The organism is Amycolatopsis sp. NPDC050768, from assembly GCF_040654155.1.
Taxonomy (GTDB): domain Bacteria; phylum Actinomycetota; class Actinomycetes; order Mycobacteriales; family Pseudonocardiaceae; genus Amycolatopsis.
In genome coordinates this window covers 337,202-359,544 of record NZ_JBFAHL010000005.1, presented here as the reverse complement: position 1 = coordinate 359,544, position 22,343 = coordinate 337,202, and the positions used below count along the sequence as shown (strand labels likewise).

The 22,343-nt window shown below is 72.1% G+C and carries 21 protein-coding genes; 13 read left to right on the top strand and 8 right to left on the bottom strand.

All coding sequences use genetic code 11. The features are described from left to right. Positions 1-124: 124 nt before the first annotated feature. The 5 genes from AB0H62_RS17790 to AB0H62_RS17770 all read left to right on the top strand — a co-directional run bounded on the left by AB0H62_RS17790 (position 125) and on the right by AB0H62_RS17770 (position 5,515). The gene (locus AB0H62_RS17790; RefSeq protein WP_220241779.1) at positions 125-901 is read left to right on the top strand and encodes an IclR family transcriptional regulator; all 777 of its coding nucleotides are present in this window, start codon (positions 125-127) and stop codon (positions 899-901) included. 115 nt (positions 902-1,016) lie between these two features. After that, positions 1,017-1,556: a tripartite tricarboxylate transporter TctB family protein gene (locus AB0H62_RS17785; RefSeq protein WP_220241778.1), complete on the top strand. Its 540-nt coding sequence runs from the start codon at positions 1,017-1,019 to the stop codon at positions 1,554-1,556. Positions 1,557-1,578: 22 nt separating this feature from the next. After that, positions 1,579-3,132 (top strand): tripartite tricarboxylate transporter permease, encoded by a 1,554-nt coding sequence (locus tag AB0H62_RS17780; RefSeq protein ID WP_360586915.1) that lies wholly within the window; start codon positions 1,579-1,581, stop codon positions 3,130-3,132. Then, positions 3,132-4,127: a tripartite tricarboxylate transporter substrate binding protein gene (locus tag AB0H62_RS17775; protein ID WP_220241776.1), complete on the top strand. Its 996-nt coding sequence runs from the start codon at positions 3,132-3,134 to the stop codon at positions 4,125-4,127. Before AB0H62_RS17780 ends, AB0H62_RS17775 begins: the two co-directional genes overlap by 1 nt. Next, positions 4,124-5,515, top strand: a complete 1,392-nt coding sequence (locus AB0H62_RS17770; RefSeq protein ID WP_360586913.1) for an MmgE/PrpD family protein — start codon at positions 4,124-4,126, stop codon at positions 5,513-5,515. The genes AB0H62_RS17775 and AB0H62_RS17770 overlap by 4 nt, the downstream gene beginning before the upstream one ends. Positions 5,516-5,521: 6 nt before the next feature. On the opposite strand, the gene AB0H62_RS17765 is transcribed toward AB0H62_RS17770, so the two are convergent. Beyond that, positions 5,522-6,433, bottom strand: coding sequence for a DMT family transporter (locus AB0H62_RS17765; RefSeq protein ID WP_360586911.1), 912 nt, complete (start codon positions 6,431-6,433; stop codon positions 5,522-5,524). A gap of 70 nt (positions 6,434-6,503) precedes the next feature. Here AB0H62_RS17765 and AB0H62_RS17760 point away from each other — a divergent pair, with 70 nt between their 5' ends. After that, entirely contained in the window at positions 6,504-7,388 is an 885-nt protein-coding gene (locus AB0H62_RS17760; protein ID WP_360586909.1) for a LysR family transcriptional regulator, read from the top strand. Positions 7,389-7,457: 69 nt separating this feature from the next. Here the strand turns inward: AB0H62_RS17760 and AB0H62_RS17755 are convergent, their stop codons facing one another. From AB0H62_RS17755 to AB0H62_RS17735, 5 genes are all read right to left on the bottom strand, one after another. Next, the gene (locus tag AB0H62_RS17755; protein ID WP_360586907.1) at positions 7,458-8,312 is read right to left on the bottom strand and encodes an LLM class flavin-dependent oxidoreductase; all 855 of its coding nucleotides are present in this window, start codon (positions 8,310-8,312) and stop codon (positions 7,458-7,460) included. Between the two features lie 107 nt (positions 8,313-8,419). Next, a complete protein-coding gene (locus AB0H62_RS17750; protein WP_360586905.1) occupies positions 8,420-9,850 on the bottom strand; it encodes an alpha/beta fold hydrolase in 1,431 nt (476 codons plus the stop codon). Between the two features lie 94 nt (positions 9,851-9,944). Further along, complete coding sequence (locus AB0H62_RS17745) at positions 9,945-11,201, bottom strand: bifunctional 3,4-dihydroxy-2-butanone-4-phosphate synthase/GTP cyclohydrolase II (protein ID WP_220241770.1); 1,257 nt, start codon at positions 11,199-11,201, stop codon at positions 9,945-9,947. Positions 11,202-11,308: 107 nt separating this feature from the next. Next, positions 11,309-12,214, bottom strand: a complete 906-nt coding sequence (locus tag AB0H62_RS17740; protein WP_220241769.1) for a hydroxymethylglutaryl-CoA lyase — start codon at positions 12,212-12,214, stop codon at positions 11,309-11,311. Positions 12,215-12,223: 9 nt separating this feature from the next. Beyond that, positions 12,224-13,441 (bottom strand): CoA transferase, encoded by a 1,218-nt coding sequence (locus AB0H62_RS17735; protein WP_255638160.1) that lies wholly within the window; start codon positions 13,439-13,441, stop codon positions 12,224-12,226. Between the two features lie 160 nt (positions 13,442-13,601). Here AB0H62_RS17735 and AB0H62_RS17730 point away from each other — a divergent pair, with 160 nt between their 5' ends. Next, the gene (locus AB0H62_RS17730; protein ID WP_220241767.1) at positions 13,602-14,108 is read left to right on the top strand and encodes a flavin reductase family protein; all 507 of its coding nucleotides are present in this window, start codon (positions 13,602-13,604) and stop codon (positions 14,106-14,108) included. A gap of 7 nt (positions 14,109-14,115) precedes the next feature. On the opposite strand, the gene AB0H62_RS17725 is transcribed toward AB0H62_RS17730, so the two are convergent. Continuing rightward, positions 14,116-15,123, bottom strand: a complete 1,008-nt coding sequence (locus tag AB0H62_RS17725; protein WP_220241766.1) for an AraC family transcriptional regulator — start codon at positions 15,121-15,123, stop codon at positions 14,116-14,118. 314 nt (positions 15,124-15,437) lie between these two features. Between AB0H62_RS17725 and AB0H62_RS17720 the strand changes: the two genes are divergently transcribed. The 3 genes from AB0H62_RS17720 (at position 15,438) to AB0H62_RS17710 (ending at position 19,105) form a co-directional block, all read left to right on the top strand. Next, a complete protein-coding gene (locus tag AB0H62_RS17720; RefSeq protein ID WP_220241765.1) occupies positions 15,438-16,928 on the top strand; it encodes an aldehyde dehydrogenase in 1,491 nt (496 codons plus the stop codon). 29 nt (positions 16,929-16,957) lie between these two features. Then, positions 16,958-18,136 (top strand): LLM class flavin-dependent oxidoreductase, encoded by a 1,179-nt coding sequence (locus AB0H62_RS17715; protein WP_220241764.1) that lies wholly within the window; start codon positions 16,958-16,960, stop codon positions 18,134-18,136. Positions 18,137-18,256: 120 nt separating this feature from the next. Beyond that, the gene (locus AB0H62_RS17710) at positions 18,257-19,105 is read left to right on the top strand and encodes a helix-turn-helix domain-containing protein (RefSeq protein WP_255638159.1); all 849 of its coding nucleotides are present in this window, start codon (positions 18,257-18,259) and stop codon (positions 19,103-19,105) included. A 3-nt stretch (positions 19,106-19,108) separates the two neighbouring features. Here the strand turns inward: AB0H62_RS17710 and AB0H62_RS17705 are convergent, their stop codons facing one another. After that, positions 19,109-20,572: an amidase gene (locus AB0H62_RS17705; protein WP_220241762.1), complete on the bottom strand. Its 1,464-nt coding sequence runs from the start codon at positions 20,570-20,572 to the stop codon at positions 19,109-19,111. 175 nt (positions 20,573-20,747) lie between these two features. Between AB0H62_RS17705 and AB0H62_RS17700 the strand changes: the two genes are divergently transcribed. Genes AB0H62_RS17700 through AB0H62_RS17690 form a run of 3 tightly spaced genes read left to right on the top strand, consistent with a single transcriptional unit; the run spans position 20,748 to position 22,335 of the window. Continuing rightward, the gene (locus AB0H62_RS17700) at positions 20,748-21,248 is read left to right on the top strand and encodes a methylated-DNA--[protein]-cysteine S-methyltransferase (RefSeq protein ID WP_220241761.1); all 501 of its coding nucleotides are present in this window, start codon (positions 20,748-20,750) and stop codon (positions 21,246-21,248) included. Continuing rightward, a complete protein-coding gene (locus AB0H62_RS17695) occupies positions 21,245-21,739 on the top strand; it encodes an RNA polymerase sigma factor (protein WP_220247836.1) in 495 nt (164 codons plus the stop codon). The genes AB0H62_RS17700 and AB0H62_RS17695 overlap by 4 nt, the downstream gene beginning before the upstream one ends. Then, the gene (locus AB0H62_RS17690; RefSeq protein WP_220241760.1) at positions 21,736-22,335 is read left to right on the top strand and encodes a methylated-DNA--[protein]-cysteine S-methyltransferase; all 600 of its coding nucleotides are present in this window, start codon (positions 21,736-21,738) and stop codon (positions 22,333-22,335) included. The genes AB0H62_RS17695 and AB0H62_RS17690 overlap by 4 nt, the downstream gene beginning before the upstream one ends. Positions 22,336-22,343: the final 8 nt, after the last annotated feature.

The following is a 22,343-nucleotide window of genomic DNA, read 5'->3' as shown; positions in this document are numbered from 1 at the left end:
CCTCCATGTCCTCATGTAAGAAACTCTGTCCATAGAGCGGACAGTTGAGGACATTAGGCGGGTCCGCGGCACGGGTCAAGGGAACATGTCGCGTTAGTAGAAGAACATCCTTATGATGTCTGCTATGGAGAAAGATGAGGCGGCTTCCGCGCCGAGCTACCCGATCTCGTCGGTGGACAACGCCCTGCGACTGCTGCTGCTCTTCCGGGAGCGCAAGTCCGTGCGGCTCACGGAGGCGTGCGCCTACCTCGGGGTCGCGCACTCCACCGCGCACCGGCTGCTCGCGATGCTCGTGCACCACGGTTTCGTGCGCCAGGACAAGGGAAGCCGCACGTACCGGCCGGGTCCGACGCTCGTCGAGATCGGCCTCGCCGTGGTGCAGAACATGGACGTGCGCGCCGAGGTGCGGCCCTTCCTCGTGCGGCTGTCCGAAGAGTTCGAGGAGACCATCCACCTGGTCGCGCTCGAGGGCAACCAGGCGAGGTTCCTCGACTCGGTCGAGTGCGACCGGGCCCTGCGCGTCGCCGCGCGCACCGGGAAAGCGCTGCCCGCGCACTGCACGTCGGCCGGCAAGGCGCTGCTCGCGGCGTTGTCCGAAGACGAGGTGCACGCGCTCTACCCGGACGGCAACCTCGCCGCGCAGACCGGCCAATCGCTGCGCTCGATGCGCGCGCTCGACGCCTCTCTGGACGAGGTGCGGGCCCGCGGATACGCCACCAACTCCGAAGAGAGTGAAGAAGGTGTCGGGTCTGTCGCGATCGCGCTGCTCAACAAGGCCGGGCACGCCGTGGCTGCCATCGCCGTGGCGGTGCCGGTGAGCAGGCTCAACCCCCGGATCGAGACCCATATCGTGCGGGCGCTGCGGGAAGTCCGCGACGAGTTCCGCGAGGTGTCGGACTGATCCTCGTGCCCCGCCGGCGTCGTCCGCGCGCCGCCGCAGTGGTCTTGACCGCCCGGAGACCGGCTCCTAGTCTGTGCGTCTTGCAGACATCATTTCTGTCCAATGGAGGACTGAAGTGCGCAGAGTCGAAGTTGTCTCCGGTGTTGTCGTCTCGATAGTCGGTGTCGGTGCCTTGATCCCGGCGCTCGGCATGGGTTTCTTCGGGCCCGACGGCGGACTCGGCCCGGGGTTCTTCCCGGTGACGTTGTCCGCCGCGCTCATGGTGCTGGGCGGTGTCCTCGCCGTGCAGGGCACCCGCCCGCAGCAAGTGGAGGTGCGAGCCGTCGGCGGGGCGGTGAGCCAGGTGGAGAAAGCCGCGAAGGCCGCCGTCGCCGAGGACGACGGCCCACCTCCGACGGGGCTGCGAAGGATCCCGAAACCGGCGCTGGTCTGGCTTTCCTTCGCCGCGGCCGCGGCGGTGATGCCGTTGTTCGGGTTTGTGGTCACCGCCGTGCTCCTGCTCCTGGCCCTCTTCTTCGGCATCGAGCGCCGGCGCGGTGTGCTCCCGCTCGTGGCCGCGTTCGCGGTGCCGATCGCGCTGTACGAGCTGTTCGTCGACCTCCTGGCCATCCAGCTGCCGGTCGGCCTGCTCGACACCGGCGTGCTCGGGATCTGACGGCGGACCGAAGGGACCTCGCATGTCCGTGTTCTCGAACCTCCTTGACGGGTTCGCCTCCGCGCTGACCCCGATGAACCTGCTGTGGGTGATCATCGGCGCGATCCTCGGCACGATGATCGGGATCCTGCCCGGCCTCGGCAACCCCGCGGCGACGCTCGCGGTGCTGCTCCCGCTCACCCTCCAGCTCCCCGCCACGACCGGCCTGATCACGATGGCCGGGATCTACCACGGCGCCAAGTTCGCCGGTGCTACCACCGCGATTCTGCTGAACATCCCGACCGAGACGTCGTCGGTCGTCCTCTGTTACGACGGCCACGAGCTCGCCAAACAGGGCCGCGCGGGGCCCGCGATGGGGATGTCCGCGATCTCCGGCTTCATCGCGAGCACTGTCGGGGTGATCGCCTTGACCTTCGCTGCCCCGGCCGCGGCGGCGGTGGCCGTGAAGTTCGGCCCGCCCGAGTTCGCGATGCTGATGCTCTTCGGTCTGCTGCTCGTGGTGACCATGGCGGGCAAGTCGCCGGTGAAGGGCCTCATCTCGATGGTCGCCGGCCTGCTGGTCGCCACCGTCGGCGTCGACCTGTTCACCGGCACCCAGCGCTACACGTTCGGCAGTATCGATCTCTACGACGGCATCGAGTTTCTCACCCTCACCCTCGGCCTGTTCGCCGTGGGCGAGGTTCTGGTGAACCTGCAGCGCAAACGCGGGGCCACCATCTCGTTCGTCGCCCCGAAGCGGCTGCGTGACTACTTGCCGAACCGGGAAGACTTCCGCCGCTCGCGCGTGGCCATCGCGCTCGGCTCCGTGATCGGGTTCTTCGTCGGTGCGGTGCCCGGCGGCGGGTCGACCATCGGCTCGTTCGTGTCCTACGCGCTGGTGAAGAACACCTCCCGGCGCAAGCACCTGTTCGGCAAGGGGGCGATCGAGGGTGTCGCCGGGCCGGAGGCGGCCAACAACTCCGAGTCGGGCGGCGCGATGATCCCCTTGCTGAGCCTCGGGCTCCCCGGCAGCGCCAGCACGTCGGTGATGCTCGCGGCGCTGGTGCTCTACGGCGTGCAGCCCGGTCCGCTGCTGTTCACCGACCACCCGGAGATCGGCTGGCCGGTGATCGCGAGCCTCTACCTCGGCACGATCGCGCTGCTGGTCCTCAACCTCCCGCTGATCCCGATGTGGGTGCAGATTCTGCGGATCCCGTACTGGCTGCTGTACCCGGTGATCCTCGTGCTCGCCATCGTCGGCGCCTACAGCGTGCGCGGCTCGATGTTCGACATCTGGCTGCTGCTCGGGTTCAGCGCGCTCGGCTACGTGTTCCGCAAGCTCGACATCCCGAGTGCACCGATGCTGATGGCGTTCGTGCTCGGGCCCCAGGCCGAGCTCACCCTCCGGCAGTCGCTGACGCTCTCGGACGACAGCCCGCTCATCTTCGTGCAGCGCCCGGTATCCGCCGCGATCCTCGGGGTGACCGTCGCGGTGGTGCTCTTCGCGGTTGTCAGCCGGCAGCGCAAGCGCCGGGCCGCCCTCGCCGTCGCCGCCCCCGGCGCGGAGCTCGTGACCGTCTCGGAAGGAGAACGCTGATGCACGTCCGCAAGCCGGTGACGGCGGTGCTCGGCCTGGCCCTCGTGGCCGGCGCGGTGGCCGGGTGCCACGTCGGCGCCGCGAGCGGCGGGACGCCGGTGAACATCCAGTTCGTGGTGGACACCGGGCCGGGCGGTGGCAGCGACGTGTTCGCCCGCGAGCTGGTGAAGATGGCGCAGCAGGCCAAGCTGATCGACGACAACTGGCCGGTGATCAGCAAGCCGCAGGGCGGTGGTCTCGGTGCCATGGCGTACATGGCGGGCCGTGGCTCGAAGACCAACGTGGTGGCCGCGTTCACGTCGAAGTGGGTCGTGAGCGGGATGGCCACCGGGGACGCACCGGCCACATTGGACGATCTGACGCCGATCGCCGAGCTGGCTGAGGAGCAGCAGGTGGTGGCGGTGCCGTCGAACTCGCCGTACCGCACCTTCGCCGAGTTCGTGGCCGACGCCAAGCGCAAGCCCGGCAGGCTCGTCCAGGTGGGCGGGGCAAGCTCGTCCGTGGACAACCTGGTGGCGCTGAAGTACGAAAAGGATGCCGGTACCACGTGGAAGTACCTGTCGTTCGCCGACGGCGGGCCGCGGATCACCGCATTGCTGCGCGGCGACGCGCAGATGATGATCGGCGCGGAGTCCGACTTCTCCGAGCAGGTGGCAGCGCACCAGATGAAGATCATCGGCGTGCTCGGCTCGCACCGGTCGCTGACCTACCCGGACGTGGCGACGCTCACCGAGCAGGGCCTGTCCGCCGACGGGTTGCCCCAGCAGTTGCAGTTCCGCGGCATCGCCGGGCCGCCCGGCATGTCCAAGCAGGCCGTGGACTACTACGTCGGGATCTTCGCCAAGCTCGTAAAGACCCCGGCCTGGGCGGCGTACATGCGCAGCGAAGGCAACGCGACCCGGTTCATCACCGGGGAAGCGCTGAAGAAACAGATCGCGACGTTCACCGAAACCATGAAACCGCTCGTCGCCCGATTGCCTCAGGGGAGCAAGTGACCACCATCGAACCAGTACTGACCCGTTCCCGCGAACTCGCGGCGTTCGGCGCCTCGATCACCGCGGACGCGCTGCCCGAACCGGTGGTGCACAACGCCCGGCGCGCGTTCGTCGACTGGACGGCCGCCGCGCTGGCCGGGTCCGGTGAGCCGGCCGCGGCGAAGCTGCGCGGTGTCGTCGCCGCGGTCGGCGGCGACGGGCCGTGCACCGTCGTCGGCACCACGCTGCGCACCAGCCCGCCGTTCGCGGCGCTGGCCAACGCGTATACCTCGCACCTGCTCGACTACGACGACGTCTACAACCCGAGTGCCACCACCATCCACCTCGGCTCGTGCGTGTGGCCCGCGGTGCTCGCCATCGGCCAGGCGCGCGGGCTGGCCGGGCCCGCGCTGGTCGCCGCGTACGTGGCCGGGTTCGAGGTGGGCGCGCGGGTCGCCTGCGCGGCCGGGCCGCAGCACTACGAGAGCGGCTGGCATGTCACCGGCACCGCGGGCCACCTCGCCGCCGCGGCCGCCGCGGCCAACGCGCTCGGGCTGTCCGCGGAAGCGACGACCCACGCGCTCGGCTGCGCGGCCACGCAGGCCGCGGGCGTGCGCGAGGTGTACGGCAGCGACACGAAGGCGATCCACCCCGGCAAGGCCGCGATGGACGGAGTGCTGGCGGCCCTGCTGGCGGAGAACGGGTTTACCTCCACCGACACCGCGCTGGAGGGGGAGCGCGGGCTGCTGCGCGCGATCACGCCCCGGCCGCACCCGGAACTGCTCACCGAGGGGCTGGGCACCGACGGATCGGACACGCACTGGCACGTGCTCGACAACGGCCACAAGCTGTATCCGAGCGCGTCGCTGACCCACCCGGCGATCGACGCGGTGCTGGCGCTGGATCCCGTCGACCCGGCCGAGGTGGCGGCGATCGAAGTGCGGATGGCGGGGTTCGCCGCGGCCGTCACCGCGCTCGCCCAGCCGGAAACGGGGGCCGCGGCGAAGTTCAGCACGGCGCACTGCGTCGCCGCCGCGCTGACCCGCCGGCACGCCGGACCGGCAGAGTTCACCGACACCGTGGTGGCCGACCCGGTCGTGGCGGCGTTGCGGGACAAGGTCACCGTGCTGGCCGACGAGGCGGTGACCAAACGCGGCTGTCTGCTCCGGATCACCCTGCACGACCGGACCGAGCTGCGGTCCACCGTCGAACAGAACAAGGGGACTCCCGCCGCCCCGCTCACCGACGCCGACCTGGAGGACAAGCTCGTGACTGCGGGCGACGCCACGCTGGGCCACCAGACGACCGACCTGCTGGTCAAATCGTGCTGGGCACTCGACCGGCTGGCGGGCCTCGACGAGCTGATGGCGTACGTGACTCCGGTGTCCCCGGTGTGCCACGCGGGCTGACCGGCCTCAGCGCGACTCGGCGACCGGCTCCTGCACCGGGGCGGTCGCCGAGCCGCGGCGGGCCTTGCGCCGCGCGGTGATGAGCACGACTCCGCCCACGGCGATCGCGCCGCCCGCCAGCTCGACGGGCGCGGGGACCTCGCCCAGCCAGACGTAGGCGACGGCCAGCGCCACCACCGGCACGAGGTAGAGCGCCGACGTCGCCGCGGTGACCGTGTTGCGCGCGACCCCGTAGCCCCACAGCACGAACCCGAGCGCGGACGGCAGCAAACCCAGGTACAGCACGGCCGCGTGCGCCGAAGTGGGTGCTGTTTCGAGGCCGTGCCAGGCCGCCGGAGCCAGCGGCAGCGAGAAGAGCGTGCCGGTCCACATCGCGTAGCAAGCGACTTCGAGGCCGGAGTAGTGGCGCAGCAACGGTTTGCTGCAGAAGTGGTACGCGCCCTGCACGAGCGCGGCGGCGAGAACCACCCACGCGGCGGTGGAGTACTGCACGTCGCCGCCGGACAGCGCGATGAGCGCCGAACCGCCGAGCGCGACAGTGCTGCCGAGGATACCGCGCGCGCCGAGCCGTTCGCCGAGGAACGCGGCGGCCAGCACCGCGCTGAACACCGGCGCCGTGGCCACCAGCAGGCTCGCCGTCCCCGCGGGCACGTGCACTTCGCCCCAGTTGAGCAGCACCTGGTAGGCCGCCATGCCCGTGAGCCCGCACAACGCGATGAGCGGCAGGTCCTTGCGCCGCGGCAGCCGCACGCCCAGGAACGGCGCCGCGACGGCCAGCGCGACCGAGGCCACGACGAGCCGCGCCAGCGACAGCCCGAGCGGGCCGTAGCCGTCGAGTCCCACGCGGATCGAGGGGAAGGCGGACGCCCACAGGACGACGGTGCCGCCGATGGCCAGAACGGGTTTCGAGGTGCTCACCTGGCCAGTGTGGGCGTTAGAATGCGGTAGATCCAGTTAGTCTTTGCTTCGAGATCGGGAAGTTCGGCTTATGTTGGAAGTCCGCCGCCTGAGGCTGTTGCACGAGCTCGCGCACCACGGCACCGTCGCTGCCACGGCCGAGGCGCTCAACCTGACCGGTCCCGCCGTGTCGCAGCAGCTCGCGGCCCTGGAACGCGAGGCGGGGACGCCGCTGCTGGAACGACGCGGGCGCACGCTCGCGTTCACCGCCGCCGGTGAGCTGCTGGTGTCGCACGCCGACGTGATCCTGAGCGACCTCGCGGCGGCCGAGTCCGCACTGGCCGCGGTGCGGTCGGATGGCGCGGGCACCGTCCGGGTCGTCGCGTTCCCGTCCGCGGCCAGGACTCTCGTCGCTCCACTGTGGACCAAGTTGCCCGGCGTGTCGCTGCGGCTGGTGGAACAGGAGCCGGAGTCGGCGATCGGCACGCTGGTGCACCAGGAGGCCGACGTCGCCGTGGTGCACAGCTACAGCCTGCTGCCGCGCGAAACCCCGGCCCGGTGCGAAGAACACCACCTCGTCGACGACCCGGTGCTGCTCGCCGTGCCGCCGGCACTGGCCGAGGCGCGGGCGCTGGCGGACGGCCAAAAGGTGCGTCTGGCGAGGTTTTCGAAGGAGCCGTGGCTGGTGCCGTCGAAGGAGTACTCGTGCCACGAGATGATCCAGCGCGCGTGCGGCGCGGCCGGGTTCGTGCCCGACGTGGTCGCCGAAGCCACCGATTTCGCCGTGCTGACGGCGCTGGTGGCGGCCGGTGCCGGCGTCGCGTTGATTCCGCGCATGGCCCTGCCGGCCTCGCACGCGCCGGTGAGCCTGCACCCGCTCACGAACCCGGTGTCGCGCAAGGTGTACGCGGTCACGCGGCTGGGCACGGGACGGCGGCCGGACGTGCGGGCCGTGCTCACCGGCCTCGGCGCGTAACGGCGCTGCGCAAGGAAGAACGGCGCGCGAGGGCACGGCGCGCCCCTCGGCCGCGCCGTGCCCGCCGCGTCAGAGGACGATCTCGGCCAGTCGCGCGACGTCGTCGACGTCGTCGGTGGTCGGGTGGAAGATGAGCTCGTCGGCGCCGATGTCCTGGAAGGACTTCACGGTTTCGCGCAGCACGTCGGCGCTGCCGTTCACGCCCGCGGACACGAGGTCGGCGTACTCGGGGCCGGCCACGGAGTAGTAGTGGTGGGCGTTGCCGCGGCCCTTCTCGACGTCGCCGAGCGCGAAGTAGGCGATGGCGACCAGCCGCGGCCCACCGTCGCGGCCTTCCGCCCGCCAGGCTTCCCGCGCGGCGTCGAACACGGGCACCACCTGCGGCGCCGGCATCGCGCCCGCGACGTACCCCTCGCCCCACCGGGCCATCCGGCGCAGCGCGGCGGGCGCGAACCCGCCGAACAGCATCGGCACCTCGACCGAACCACCCGGCACGCCCGCGTTGTCCCCGCCGCCGACGAGCTTGCCCGACCACAGGTCGCGGTACGCCTCGAGCGCCGCGTCCATCCGCTTGCCGAGGTCCTTCGTGCTCGTGCCCTCGACCACGAAGTCGTCGGGCCGCCCGCCCACGCCGACGCCGAACGTGAGCCGCCCGCCGGACACCGCCTGGATGCCCGCGAGCTCCTTGGCCAGCAACGTCGCCGGCCAGACCGGCGCCAGCATCACGGTGCTGAGCAGCCCGATCGTGTGCGTGGCACCCGCGGCCGCGGCCAGCGCGACGGTGTCGAGCACCGCCGGGTAGGCGATGCGCCCGACCGTGCCGAGCGTCGAGAACCCGGCTTCCTCCGCCTTCGCCGCCCACGCCGGGATCACCGTCGCGTCGACTTCGCGCACCTGGCTGGGCAGGCCGATACCGATTTTCATGCAACTCCTCGTGGTCGCGGTGGAACCCCCGGTGACCATGATCGAAGTCCGCCCGAGGGCCCTGCCACTCCACGTCGTGGGTACCCAGGTGCCGGGTCCACAAAGGACTATCCGGAACAGGTGCCGTTCGACGTCGCCCCGGTGGTGAAGAACTCGACGCCCGTCGCGGCGCACGGGAGGTGCGCGAACGACGAGTGCACGTCGTCGGCCACGGTCAGGAGTGCGCCGCCGACCTCCGCCTGCATCTCGCGCGCCCACGGGAACGGGGTGTTGGTCTCGAACTCGTGCCCGACGAGCTGCAGCGGGCTGGAGCCGCGCGAGAGCTCGGTGGGCTTCGGCGCGAACGGCCAGCCGGCGCACCGCGCGTCGCCACCCGGTTCGTAGGCGGCGACCGGGTACCGGGCGGCGAGCTCGCGGCCGTGCTCCCACGCCTGGTCGATGTCGCGGGCGCCGGGGGAGTCGTTGCAGTTCACGGCGGCCAGGACGAACCCGATCTCCCCGTCGCGGTAGCCGACGTCGAACCCGTTGCCGGCCGGCGCGGACGCGGGCGCTGCGGTGGTCGTCGGCGGCTTCCCGTCCCGCGCGGCGGCGAGCGCTTGCGCGGCGGTGGCCCAGTCGGCGCGCGGGGCGAGCAGTTGCTGGTTGGCCCAGTGGTCGTCGCGGTCGGCCAGGGGCTGGGCCGCGAGCCGGCTGCGCAGCGCGAGCACGGCCTCCGAGACGGCCGGGCCGGTGCTGCCGAACCCGTACGTCGCGTCGCGCTCGCCGAGCCAGCGCGTGAAGTCGTCGAAATGGGCTTCGGAAGCGGCGGTCTGGTCGTCGGACCGCGCGACGGCCTCGCCCGGCGCGAGCACGGAGTCCAGCAGCATCCGGTCGACGTGGCCGCCGAACAGGCTGCGGTAGGTGGCGCCGAGCGCCGTGCCCCATGAGTTGCCGAAGTAGCCGATCTTCTCCTCGCCCAGGGCCCGGCGGATCACGTCCATGTCGCGGGCGACGTCGGCCGTGGTCATCGACCGGGCGAGGTCGGGGTCCTTCTCGGCGCAGGTGCGCAGCCGGTCCGCGACGGTCTTCGCCTGGGTTTTGAAGCGCTGCTCGGCGGTGGCGGTGGCGGGCGGGCGCGGCACGTTCGCCGGATCCAGCTCGGGGCAGAGGATCTTGTCGCTGTAGTCCGAACCGCGGATATCGAACCCGATCAGGTCGTGCGTGCGGCCGATTCCCGCCAGCTCCGTCCGGGTGAGCTCGTCCGGGAAGGTCGTGCCCTGCTCGCCGGGGCCGCCCGGGTTGACGAGTACTACGCCTTGCCGGTGCGCGGGATCGCTCGCGCGGACCCGGCTGACGGCGAGGGTGAGCTGCCGGCCGCCGGGCTGCCGGTAGTCCAGCGGTACGCGCACAGTCGCGCACTCGCTCGCTTCGCCGTTCGCCCAGCCTTCGGCGATCTTCGCGCATTGCTGCCACTGCAGGCCTTGCGACGGCGGTGGCGCCACCGCCGTCGTGAACGGCACCGCCAGAATCGCCAGCACCACGGCCGCACCCTTGGCCACGTTGTCCGCCTTCCCTCGTCGATCTTCGTCGGGACCGACGGTGCCGGGCGGGTGTGCGCGGGCTGTCCGCGGCGCGTACTGGTTCGGTAACGGCTCAGCCGGTGCTCTCGTCGACGTCGAGGGTGTGGCCGAGGCGCTGCTGCTTGGTGCGCAGGTAGCGCAGGTTGTGCGCCGTGGCGGCGGCGGGAAGGCCGACGCGGTCGACGATCTCGAGGCCGTAGCCGTCGAGGCCGCCGTATTTCGCCGGGTTGTTGGTGATCAGGCGCAGGCGGGTGATGCCGAGGTCGGCGAGAATCTGGGCGCCGACGCCGTAGGAGCGGGAGTCGACGGGCAGGCCCTGTGCGGTGTTGGCGTCGACGGTGTCGAGGCCGGTCTCCTGCAGGGCGTAGGCACGGATCTTGTGCGCCAGCCCGATGCCGCGGCCCTCGTGGCCGCGCAGGTAGACCACGGCGCCCGCGCCCTCGGCGGCGATGGCGCGCAGGGCTTGTTCGAGTTGCGCACCACAGTCGCAGCGCAGGGAGCCGACGATGTCGCCGGTGAGGCATTCGCTGTGCACGCGCACGAGGGCGCCGCGCGGGCTGCGGCTCGCGGCGGCCGCGTCGCCGTGGACGAGGGCGAGGTGCTCGGTGCCGTCGGTCGTCGAACGGTAAGCGACGGCGCGGAACTCACCGAAGACGGTGGGCATCGCGGAGGTGGCGACGTGCTCCACGAACCGTTCCGTGGCCCGCCGGTAGCGCACGAGGTCGGCGATCGCGAGCACCGGCAGGTCGTGTTCGGCCGCGAACCGCGTGAGCCGTTCGCCGCGGCACATCGAGCCGTCCTCGGCGACGATCTCGCCGATCACGCCGACCGGTTCCTGCCCGGCCAGGCGCAGCAGGTCGACGGCCGCCTCCGTGTGCCCGGCGCGCACGAGCACCCCGCCTTCCCTGGCGCGCAACGGGAAAACGTGCCCGGGCCGCCGCAGCTCGCCGGGCCGGGTGCCCGGCGCGGCGAGCGCACGCAGCGTGGTGGCCCGGTCCGCCGCCGACACGCCCGTGCCGCTCCCGACGTGGTCGACCGTGACGGTGAACGCGGTGCCGTGGGCGTCGGTGTTGTCCTCGACCATCGGCGGCAGGCGCAGCACGTCGGCGCGCTCGGCGGTCATCGGCGCGCAGACGATGCCGGTGGTGTGGCGCACGACGAACGCGAGCTGCTGCGCGTCGGCGACCGCGGCGGGCAGGACCAGATCACCCTCGTTCTCCCGGTCGGCCGCGTCCGTCACCACGATCATCCGGCCCGCCGCGAGCGCCGCGACCGCGCGCTGCACCGCGAGCGTCGAGGGCAGGCCGGCCGGGGTGGGGGGCTGGGTCATCGTCGGCTCCTGGGAGGTCGGTGGTTACGGGCGTGGCGTGAGGCTACGAGGACCACGGCGGCCGGGATAGCCGTAACCCGCAGCGGAATGGCCGTTGTGCGTAACGGTCAGCCGCGCCCGCGGGGCCGGTTCGGCCCGCCGGCGCGATAGAGGTTGCTCGGCAGCCCGTGTCCCACGGCGCGTTCCACCACGGCGGCGGCTTCGAGCACCTTGCCGAGGTCGACACCGGTGTCCACACCGGACTCTTCCAGCAGGTACACCACCTCCTCGGTGGCGATGTTCCCGCTCGCTCCCGGCGCGAACGGGCAGCCGCCGAGCCCGCCGACCGACGCGTCGATCTTCGTGACACCCGCCTGCAGCGCGGCGAGCACGCACGCGAGCCCTGAGCCGCGGGTGTTGTGGAAGTGCACGCCGATCTCGACGTCCGGGCACGCCTCGCGCACCCGGCCCAGCAGCTCGGTGACCCGCCCGGGCACGGTGGTGCCGATGGTGTCGCCGAAACACAGCTCGTCCGCGCCGAGGTCGACGGCCCGCCGCGCGAGGTCCACGGTGCGGCTCACCGCCGTGCGCCCGTCGAAGGGACAGTCCCACGCCACCGCGAGGATCGCTTCCAGCCGTCCGCCGGTGTCGTGCGCGAGCTTCGCGATGTCCGGCACCGCGGCGACGGCCTCGTCCGTGGTCCGGCGCGCGTTGGCGAGGCTGTGCCCGTCGGACGCGGAGATCACGTACTCGAGGTCGGCCATCCCGGCGGCCACGGCCCGGCGCGCGCCGCCGCGGCCGGCCACCAGCGCGGAGAACGCGAGGTCCGGCCAGCGGCCGAGCTCGGCCGCGAGCTGCTCGGCGTCGGCGAGGGCGGGCACGGCGGAAGGGGAGACGAACGACGTCACCTCCACGCGCCGCACGCCCGTGGCGGCGACGGCGTCGAGGATGTCCAGCTTGGCGGCGAGCGGGATCGGTGCTTCGAGCTGAAGACCGTCGCGCAGCCCGACTTCACGCAGGTTCACGGAGCTCATGCTTGCCTCTCAGACGATTCCGGCTTCGGTGAGCTCGGCCAGCTCGGCGCCGGTGAGGCCGAGCAGTCCGGTGTAGACCTCCGCGTTGTGCGTGCCAGGCTGAGCGGGCCCGGCCCAGCGCACCGCGCCCGGCGTACCGCTCAGCACCGGCATCACCCCAGGCCCCAGTACCTCCTTGCCGATCGCGTCGTCGAAGTGCGGCAGCAGCATGTCGCGTGCCTGGAATTGCGGGTTGGCGACCACGTCGGCGACGGTGGCGACCGGACCGACGACGACGCCGGCGGCTTCGAGGATCGAGGTGAGCGTGGCGGAATCGTGGCGTGCGGCCCATTCGCCGACGAGCGCGTCGATCTGGTCCTGGTTGCGCCCGCGCGCCACGTGGGTGGCGAACCGCTGGTCGGTCACGAGGTCCTCGCGCTCCATCGCCGTGCACAGCCGCGCGAACACCGTGTCCTGGTTGGCGGCGATGACGATCCAGCGTTCGTCGGCGCAGCGGTAGAGGTTGGACGGCGCGAGCCCGTCGAGCCGCGTGCCCGACGGTTCGCGCACCAGCCCGGTGGCGTCGTAGTCGGGGATCACGGACTCGAGCATCGCCAGGCACGCCTCGGCCAGCGCGACGTCCACGATCTGGCCGCGCCCGCTCGTCCCGCGTGCGTGCAGGGCCGCGAGCACCCCTTGCGCGGCGAACATCCCGCCGAGCGAATCACCGAGCGACAAGGCCGCGCGCGGCGGCGGGCCACCCGGGAACCCGTTGAGGTAGCGCATTCCGCCGATCGCCTCGGCGACCGACGCGTAGCCGGGTCGCTCGGCGTGCGGGCCGGTCTGCCCGTAGCCGGACACGCGGGCGAGGATCAGACCGGGGTTGCGCGCGGCGAGCACGTCGAAGCCGAGACCCCAGCGTTCGAGCGTGCCAGGCCGGAAGCTCTCGACCACGACGTCGGCGGTGTCGACCAGGCGCAGGAACAGCTCGCGTCCCTCGGGACGGCGCAGATCGAGCGTGACACAGCGTTTGTTGCGGGCGTGGACGGTCCAGAAGAAGTGGTGCCCGTCGAGCTCGGCCTGGCCCCACACGCGCAGCGGGTCGGGCCGGTCGGGGGCTTCGAGCTTGATCACGTCCGCGCCGTGGTCGGCGAGCAGCCGACCGCAGAACGGGCCGGCGATGAGCGTGCCGAGCTCGAGAACGCGGATCCCGGCGAGCGCGCCGGCGGGGAGGTCGGTGGCAGACACGACGCACACCGTAGGAACGCGGGCGCGCGGCGAGATATCCGATCGCGGTGGCGGGTTATCCGTCCTGTGCGCCGCCGGGAAAGCCGGTCCGCGCGCCGCGGCTATTCGCCCGCGGTTGGCGGATGGTGCCGGGACGGAACTGCTCTTACCGTTGCGGCGCATGGACAACCGGACACGCACCGAGCCGCCGCAGGTCGAGCCCACGCATATGCGGGAGGTCCTCGGGCACTTCGCCTCCGGCGTCGTGGTCGTCACGGCCCTCGCGCCGGGCGGCCCCGCCGGGTTCACCTGCCAGTCGTTCAGCTCGCTCTCCCTCGACCCGCCGCTGGTGTCGTTCGCGCCCGCCCGCTCGTCCACGAGCTGGCCGAAGATCCGCGCCGCCGGCCGCTTCTGCGTCAACGTCCTCGCCGAAGACCACGCCGAGCTGAGCAGCGCGTTCGCCCGCTCGGGCACCGACAAGTACGCCGGCGTCGAGTGGCGCCCGGCCCCGTCCGGCGCACCCATCCTCTTCGGCGTCGCCGCGTGGATCGACTGCACTCTGGAACACGAATACGCGGGCGGGGACCACACGATCGTCGCCGCCCGCGTGCAGGCGCTGGGCGCGGATCCCTCGCGCACACCGCTGCTGTTCCACCGCGGCGCCTACGGGATCAGCGCGAAGAGCTGATCCCGGCTCAGGCCGACACCGCGCGCAGCGTCTCGCGCGGCAGCTCGCCGAAGCGTTCCCGGTACTGCTGCGCGAAGCGGCTCTGGTGGAAGAAACCCCACCGCAGCGCGATGTCCGTGACGCGCGTGAGGGCCGGGTCGCTGCGCAGCAGCTCGGCGCGCACGTGGTCGAGGCGGATGCGGCGCAGGTGGTTCATCGGCGACTCGCCCAGGACCTGCTGGAACGTGGCGTGCAGCGTGCGCACGCTCATGCAGCCGACCTTCGCCAGCTCCTGCGGCGTGAGGGGCTCGTCGGCGTGGGCCTCCATGTACTCGATCACCGGGCCGAGGCGGCTCTGGCGCACGGGGTCGTCGGGCGCCGCGAGGTCGTCGGCGAACTGGTGCCGCCCGGCGTGCAGCAGCTGCGTCATCACGAACGCCTCGAGCTGCTCGCGCGCGATCGGCATGTCGGCGAGGCCGCCGGGCCGTTCGAGCTCGCGGGCGAGGAACTCCACCGACGAGAGCAGGGTGCTGCCGGCGGGCGTGGTGAAGTCGATGCCGAAGTCGAAGTCGAGCACCTCGTCGACGGGGCGGTTGAGGTGCTCGCCGAGGTGGGTCTCCAGCGTCCGGCGGCCGATTTTGAGGATGAGCTGCGCCGCGTCCGGCGACCAGCGCACGGTGTTGACCTGGTCGGGCAGCAGCACGACGCCGCTGGTGCGAGCCCGCGTGGTGGCGCGGCGCCCGTCGGTGCGGTCGGCGTCCGTGCGGCCGGCGATGGTCAGGTTGACGTGGTAGCAGTCGTCGGTCGGCGGCATCACGAGCTTCGCGCACGACTGGTAGCTGAGGTAGCCGACGGTGAACATCCGGTCGGCGGTCGAGTTCAGCGTCATGTCGAGCTCGTTGCCGGGCACCGTCAGGTCGTGGTCCAGGTAGATCCTGGTGACCGCGTCGCGGGCCTCATCGAGGGAGCGGGTGCCGAGCACCCGGTAGCGCGACAGCGGCGCCTCGGCCGGGACGCCCTCGGGACGGGCAGCCATCCGACACCTCCTTGTGTCGTCTTTCTGCTCAGTGTCGGTTCTGTCCGGCGGCCTCGAACGGTGAGGCCGGTGCTCCGGGCGAGCTCGACACTAGGTGGTCGCCGCGGCCCCTTACTAGCCCGAAAGCGCGTGGCGCTATCCGCTGAGTGCAGCACTGCCCGGCCGCGTGTGCTTCTCGTCTCGCCGGGTGGGACGGGCACCTTCGCGCTGAGCGGATCCGCGGCTGCCGTCCGGGGATATCGGCGGGCCGTCGCCGATCCCTAGCGTTTCCCGGCATCCCCAGGCGCCAGCCCCCTGCAACGAAGGAGAGGTCGATGACGACCACCTCAGCGCCACCGCTGGAGGAACTCAAGCTCTTCATCCACGGCAAGTCCGTGGACGCCCGCTCGGGCCGGACCTTCGAGTCGCAGAACCCCTACGCCGGCAAGGCGTGGGCCCGGCTCGCGGACGGCGGTCCCGAGGACGTCGACGAGGCCGTCGCGTCCGCGCGGGCGGCGTTCGAGGGCGAGTGGGGCGCGATGACCGGCTTCCAGCGCGCCGCGATCATCCGCCGCTGCGGCGACGCGATCGCGGCCAACGCCGAGCGTCTCGCCCGGCTGGAGGTCAACGACTCGGGCAAGCTGCTGCGCGAGATGCTGGGCCAGCTCAACAGCCTGCCGCAGTGGTACTACTACTTCTCCGGTCTGGCCGACAAGATCGAGGGCCGCACCGTCCCGCCGCTGAACCCGAACTACTTCGGCTACACCCGGCGGGAACCGGTCGGCGTGGTCGGCGCCATCACGCCGTGGAACTCGCCGCTGCTGCTGCTCACGTTCAAGCTCGCCCCGGCGCTCGCCGCGGGCTGCACGATGGTGGTCAAGCCGTCGGAGCACGCGCCGGCCTCCACCGTCGCGTTCGCCGAGGTGCTGCACGAGGCCGGGCTGCCCGCGGGCGTGCTCAACGTCGTCACCGGCTGGGACCGCGCCACCGGCGAGGCCCTGGCGAAGCACCCGGGCATCGACAAGGTCGCGTTCACCGGCTCGTCGGCGACCGGTGCCAAGGTCGCCCAGGCCGCCGTGGCGAACTTCAACCGCGTGACGCTGGAGCTGGGCGGGAAGTCGCCGCAGGTCGTGTTCCCCGACGCCGACCTCGACGCCGCCGCCAACGGCCTGATCGCGGGCGTGTTCGCGGCCACCGGGCAGACCTGCATGGCCGGCTCGCGCCTGATCGTGCACGCCGACGTCCACGACGCACTGGTCGAGAAGGTCGTCGCACGGGCCAACGCCATCAAGCTCGGCGACCCGACCGACGCCGCCACGGAGATGGGCCCGGTCGCCAACCGGCCGCAGTACGAGAAGGTGCTCGGCTACCTGCAGGGCGCGGCTGCGGAGGGCGCCACGTTCGCCTGCGGCGGCGAGCCCGACGCCGCCCGTGGCGGCCTGTTCGTGAAGCCGACCGTGGTCACGGGCGTGACGGCGGAGAACACCATCGTCCGCGAGGAGGTGTTCGGCCCGGTGCTGGCCGTCTACCCGTTCCACGACGAGGACGAGGCGCTCAAGCTCGCCAACGACACGCCCTACGGCCTGGCCGGCGCGGTCTGGACGAAGGACGTGCACCGCGCCCACCGCGTCGCCGCGAAGCTGCGCGCCGGCACCGTGTGGATCAACGCCTACCGCGTGATCGCCCCGAACATGCCCTTCGGCGGCTTCGGCGCCAGCGGCATCGGCCGGGAGAACGGCGTCGACGCGATCAACGAGTACACGGAGAACAAGTCCGTGTTCGTCGAGCTCACCGGCGGCACCCGCGACCCGTTCCAGCTCGGCTGAGCCACCCCCATTCCGCGAAGGAGACCCCCATGACGATGACCGCCAACGAACGCCTCGGCCTCGCCCCGACGGACCTGCGCCCGGCCGACGAGACCCGGCCGCTGGTGGACCGGGCCGAGACGAACCCGCTGTTCGGAGACCAGAAGATGAAGCTGGGCCTGTTCGGCACCAACTGCTCCTACGGGCTGATCATGAGCCACGCCCCGAGTACCTACAAGATCACCTGGGAGCACACGCGCGAGATCGCGCAGCGCGCCGACGGCCTTGGCTTCGACGTGCTCGTGCCGGTCGCGCGCTGGAAGGGCTTCGGCGGCTCGACGAACTTCAACGGCAATTGCTTCGAGACCTACGCGTGGGCCGCCGGCCTGGCCGAGGCGACGGAGCGGATCGCCATCGCGTCGACCTCGCACCTGCCGACCGTGCACCCGATCGTCGCGGCGAAGGCCGCCACGACGATCGACCACATCTCGGGCGGCCGCTTCGCGCTCAACCTGGTGATGGGCTGGGTGCCGCCGGAGATGGAGATGTTCGGCGGCGAGCAGCGCCAGCACGACGAGCGCTACGCGTTCGGCCAGGAGTGGATCGACTACGCCATCCGGCTGTGGACCGAGGAAGGTTCGTTCGACATCGCCTCGAAGTACTTCCAGGGCAACGACGTCGAGGCCTACCCGAAGCCGCACCAGGCGCCCCGCCCGGCGCTGCTCAACGCGGGCAACTCGCCCGCGGGCATCGAGTTCTCCGCCCGCAACGTGGACATCAACTTCGCCTCGCTCGACACGCTGGAGAACATCAAGGCCTACACCGCGAAGGTGAAGGCCAAGGCCCGCGACGACTACCAGCGCGACATCAAGGTGATGACCTACGGCCTCGTCGTCTGCCGCGACACCGAGGAGGAGGCCAAGCGCGCCTTCCAGCAGGTCGTGGACGAGGGCGACTGGGGTGCGGCCGGCAACGTCATCAAGATCGCCGGGTCGGGCGCGAGCCAGTCGTTCGACCACGCGGTGAAGGAGATGCAGGAGCGCTTCATCGCCGGCTGGGGTGGCTACCCGATCGTGGGAACTCCGGAGCAGGTCACCGAAGAGCTCGGCGCGCTCAACGAGGCCGGGATGGAGGGCATGATCTTCGGCCTCATCGACTACAACGAGGAGCTGAAGTACTTCGGCGACAACGTGATGCCGCTGCTGAAGCAGGCCGGTCTGCGCCACTGAGCCCTGCGGCCGGACGTGCGGTTCCGGGCGGGTGGCGGACCCGTCCGGAGCCGAACGCCTTTCCAGGCTTGCGAAAAGCGGCGGTAGGATCACCGGCCGCGATTTGCGAGGATGGGTGGTGTGAACAGCCCGGACGAGCTGGCGTCGACGCTGCGGGGCTGGCGGGAACGGCTGGTACCCGGCCGGGCCGGCCTGCCGGTGCACGGGCCGAGACGGGCGCGCGGGCTGCGGCGCGAGGAGCTGGCCGTGCTGGCCGGGCTTTCGGTCGACCACGTCGTGCGCCTGGAACAGGGCCGCGCACCGGCTCCTGGGGTGCAGGTGTGCGTCGCGCTCGCGCGGGCGTTGCACCTGTCCGACGCCGAGCAGGAACGGCTGTTCCGGCTCGCCGGCCACGAGCTGGGCGGCGGCCGCGTCGGGCGGCTGGTGCCCGAGAGCACGCGGCGGCTGCTGGAACGCCTCGACGACCACCCGATCGCCGTGCACGACGCGATGTGGACGCTGATCGCGTGGAACCGGCCGTGGGTCGCGCTGCTGGGCGAACCCGCCGCGCGCGACGACGAGCGCAACGCCGTGTGGCGCCACTTCACCGGCTGCCCGACGCGTACGGTGCTGACCGCGGCCGAGCGCGAGGACTACGAGACCGCGCTGGTCGCCGACCTGCGGCTCGCGCAGTCGCGTTACCCGCGTGACCCCGACCTGTCGGCGCTGGTCGGCCGGGTGGGCTCGGCGAGCGAAGGGTTCCGCAGCCGGTGGGACACCCCCGGGGTCGACGACCTCGCACGCCAGCCGACCTGCCTGACCGTGGTGCACCCCGACGTCGGGCGCCTCGACCTCGACCGCGACGTGCTCGCCAGCCGCCACGGCGACCTGCGCATCGTCGTCTGCACGGCGCGGCCCGGCACGGAGTCGGCGGCACGGCTCGCGTTGCTCGGGGCGCTGGAGTTCGAGTCGATGGCCCCGCCGGGTTAGGCGCTACCCACGCTCGAGGTCCGGTGCGGCGAACCCGCCGATCTCCCGCTCCAGCAGCTCGGCCAGCCGCAGGGGAGTGCGGTCTTCGAACATCGGCCCGACGAGCTGGACCCCGACTGGGAGGCCCGCGTCGTCGAGACCCGTGGGCACGACCGTGGCCGGTAGTCCCGGCAGGGTGGCGAGGCCGGCCCACACCAGCTGGTCGCCGTAGGCGTGCTCGACGCCGTCGACGAGGACGTGCCGCAGCTCCTGGTGTGGCGAGTGGTCGTGAACGAACGCGGGGGTCGGTGAGACGGGGCAGAGCACCACGTCGTACTCGGCGAAGACCGCGCGCCAGGCGTGGCGCAGACGTTCGCGGGCCAGGTCGGCCGCGAACCAGTCGCGGTAGCTCAGCCGGGTCCCGCGCACGCGGGCGGCGTGGAGGCTGTCGTCGCCCGGCGGGAGGTCCGCCAGCAGCCTGCCGAACCGTTCGTAGACCTCGGCGGGGAAGTTCGTGCCGAAGGTGGCGAACAGCAGCCGCAGGTACAGCCGCGCCGACTCGGTGAGGTCGGGCAGCAGCGCGCTGCCACGGTCCACGCGGGCGCCGGCCGCGGTGAGCGCGCCGGCCACGCGGGTGAGACCGGCGCGCACGCTCGCCGACGTCGGGATGTCCGGGTGGTCTTCGAGCACGAGCACGCGGAACTCCGCCAGGCGCTCGTGGCGGGCCGGCGGCAGGCGCAGCTCGTAGGCGACGCCGAGTGTGAGCGGATCCGGCTCGGCGAGCAGGTCGAGCAGCACGCTCAGGTCGGCGGCGCTGCGGGCCATCGGGCCGATCACGGCCAGGTCCACCTCGGTCGGCAATGCAGGGGCCGGCGGCGGCGTGTGGCCCCGCGACGGCAGCAGCCGGTACGACGGTTTGTGCGTGTAGACCCCGCAGAAGTGCGCGGGGGTGCGCAGCGAGCCACCGATGTCCGAGCCCATCGACAGCGCGCCGAACCCCGCGGCCAGCGCGGCCGCCGAGCCGCCGGACGAACCGCCGGGCGTGCGGGCGAGGTCGAACGGGTTGGCGGTGGTGCCGTAGATGTCGTTGTAGGTCTGCAGATCGCCGAGGGCGAGCGGCACATTGGTCTTGCCGAGCAGCACCGCGCCGGCCGCCTTGAGCCGGGCGACGGGCAGCGCGTCTTGGGTCGAGACGAAGCCCGCGAACGGCGGGAGACCCCACGTGGTCGGCAGCCCGGCCACGTTGAACGACTCCTTGACCGTGATCGGCACGCCGAGCAGCGGACCGTCCGCACCGCGGGCGCGCGCCGCGTCGGCCGCGCGGGCGGCGTCGAGCGCGCGATCGAAATCGGGCACGCAGATCGCGTTGACGGCCCCGTCGTACTTATCGATGCGCTCGATCGCCGACTCGGCCAGCTCGACGGCCGTCACCTCGCCGGCGCGCAGGGCCGCGGCGAGCTGCCCGGCCGAAAGCAGGTTCGGGTCCATGCGTTCCTCTCGCGATGTCGACGTTCGAGGGCGACGTTAGCGGCTCGTCCGACCGGCCGTCCCGGACTTCGCCGGACTATCGTGGCGCGGCGGGAAGTCGCTCGCCTCGCGGATCTCACATTCGGGCGTGCCCACGCGTCTACCTGGTGAGAGGCGAGCAGAAGGGAACGGGGACATGGGCGTTCGGCACACGGTCACGGCGTCGCCGGTCGGCGACCTCACGCTGGTCGCGGACGGCACGGCGCTCGTCGGGCTCTACTTCGAGGGCCACAAGCGCGAACCGCGGCTGGCGAGCCTGGGACCGCGCTCGGACGAGGGCTTCGGCGACGCGATCCGGCAGCTGGGGGAGTACTTCGCGGGCGAACGCCGGGAGTTCGATCTCGAACTGGCGCCGCGCGGATCCGGCTTCGAGCGCCTGGTGTGGGATCTGCTCACAAAGATCCCGTACGGCGAGAAGCGCACGTACGGCGAGCTCGCGGCCGAGCTGGGCGACCCCGGCGCCGCGCAGGCGGTGGGCAACGCGAACGGCTGGAACCCGATCAGCATCGTCGTGCCGTGTCACCGCGTGGTCGGCGCGAGCGGGGGCCTGACGGGGTACGCGGGCGGCGTGGACCGCAAGCGGTTCCTGCTGAGCCTGGAGGAGCCGCCCGCCGAGGACAACGGCAGGCTGTTCTGAGCGCGCGCCCGTTCGACGAGCTCGTCACCGACCACGGGGCCATGGTGCTGCGGGTCTGCCGGGCGGTGGTGGGCCCGCACGACGCCGAGGACGCGTGGTCCGAGACGTTCCTGGCCGCGCTCAAGGCCTACCCCGACCTGCCGGCAGGGGCGAACGTGGCGGCGTGGCTGGTCACCATCGCGCACCGCAAGGCCGTGGACATCACCCGTGCCCGCGCGCGGCACGCCGTGCCCGTGGAGCGGACCCCCGACGAGCCGAGCCGCACCGGCCGTCCGGAGGACTGGGACGGCGATCTGTGGGACGCGCTGGCCGCGTTGCCGGACAAACAGCGGCAGGCCGTCGCCTACCACTACCTCGGCGGGTTCCCGTACGAGGAGGTCGCCGCCATCACGGGCGGCACCGCGGCCGCCGCCCGCCGCGCGGCCGCCGACGGGGTGAAGGCCCTGCGCGCGGCGTCACGCCGAGGAGAGCTGGAAGGAGCCGCGCCATGACCACCGATCTGTTCGCCGCGCTGCCGGCGGACGACGCGGCCGCACAGGCCCGCCTGCGCGCCCGGCTGCGCGCCGCGGCCGAACGCGACGGTCTGCTCGACGTCGCGTACCGCACGGTCGACTCGCCCGTCGGCCCGCTGCTCCTTGCCGCGACCGACGCCGGGCTCGTGCGGGTCGCGTTCTCCGTGGAGGACCACGGTTCCGTGCTCGCCGAGCTGGCCGCGGCCATCAGCCCTCGGGTGCTCGCCGCGCCGGCCCGTCTGGACACGGTGTCGCGTGAGCTCGACGAGTACTTCACCGGCCGGCGCCACACGTTCGACGTCGCCGTGGATCTGCGGCTGGCCAAAGGTTTCCGCCGCGAGGTGCTGCGCCGGCTCGGCGAGATCCCGTACGGCACCACGCGCAGCTACTCCGAAATCGCCGCCGCGGCCGGCAGCCCCAAGGCAGTGCGCGCCGTCGGGACGGCGTGCGCGCGCAATCCGGTGCCGCTGGTCGTGCCGTGCCATCGCGTGGTGCGTGCCGACGGCAGCTCCGGGCGGTACCGCGGTGGCGAGAACGCGAAACTCGCGTTGCTGGCCCTGGAGAAGGCTTCCTGACGCGGCTT

Excerpts from the sequence above, each read along its gene's own strand:
- AB0H62_RS17705 (WP_220241762.1), bottom strand. The coding sequence starts at position 20,572 with ATGGACCCGAACCTGCTTTCGGCCGGGCAGCTCGCCGCGGCCCTGCGC.
- AB0H62_RS17760 (WP_360586909.1), top strand. The coding sequence starts at position 6,504 with ATGTTGGAAGTCCGCCGCCTGAGGCTGTTGCACGAGCTCGCGCACCAC.
- AB0H62_RS17690 (WP_220241760.1), top strand. The coding sequence starts at position 21,736 with ATGACCACCGATCTGTTCGCCGCGCTGCCGGCGGACGACGCGGCCGCA.
- AB0H62_RS17700 (WP_220241761.1), top strand. The coding sequence starts at position 20,748 with ATGGGCGTTCGGCACACGGTCACGGCGTCGCCGGTCGGCGACCTCACG.
- AB0H62_RS17730 (WP_220241767.1), top strand. The coding sequence starts at position 13,602 with ATGGACAACCGGACACGCACCGAGCCGCCGCAGGTCGAGCCCACGCAT.
- AB0H62_RS17720 (WP_220241765.1), top strand. The coding sequence starts at position 15,438 with ATGACGACCACCTCAGCGCCACCGCTGGAGGAACTCAAGCTCTTCATC.
- AB0H62_RS17745 (WP_220241770.1), bottom strand. The coding sequence starts at position 11,201 with ATGACCCAGCCCCCCACCCCGGCCGGCCTGCCCTCGACGCTCGCGGTG.
- AB0H62_RS17790 (WP_220241779.1), top strand. The coding sequence starts at position 125 with ATGGAGAAAGATGAGGCGGCTTCCGCGCCGAGCTACCCGATCTCGTCG.
- AB0H62_RS17780 (WP_360586915.1), top strand. The coding sequence starts at position 1,579 with ATGTCCGTGTTCTCGAACCTCCTTGACGGGTTCGCCTCCGCGCTGACC.
- AB0H62_RS17740 (WP_220241769.1), bottom strand. The coding sequence starts at position 12,214 with ATGAGCTCCGTGAACCTGCGTGAAGTCGGGCTGCGCGACGGTCTTCAG.
- AB0H62_RS17755 (WP_360586907.1), bottom strand. The coding sequence starts at position 8,312 with ATGAAAATCGGTATCGGCCTGCCCAGCCAGGTGCGCGAAGTCGACGCG.
- AB0H62_RS17725 (WP_220241766.1), bottom strand. The coding sequence starts at position 15,123 with ATGGCTGCCCGTCCCGAGGGCGTCCCGGCCGAGGCGCCGCTGTCGCGC.
- AB0H62_RS17715 (WP_220241764.1), top strand. The coding sequence starts at position 16,958 with ATGACGATGACCGCCAACGAACGCCTCGGCCTCGCCCCGACGGACCTG.
- AB0H62_RS17775 (WP_220241776.1), top strand. The coding sequence starts at position 3,132 with ATGCACGTCCGCAAGCCGGTGACGGCGGTGCTCGGCCTGGCCCTCGTG.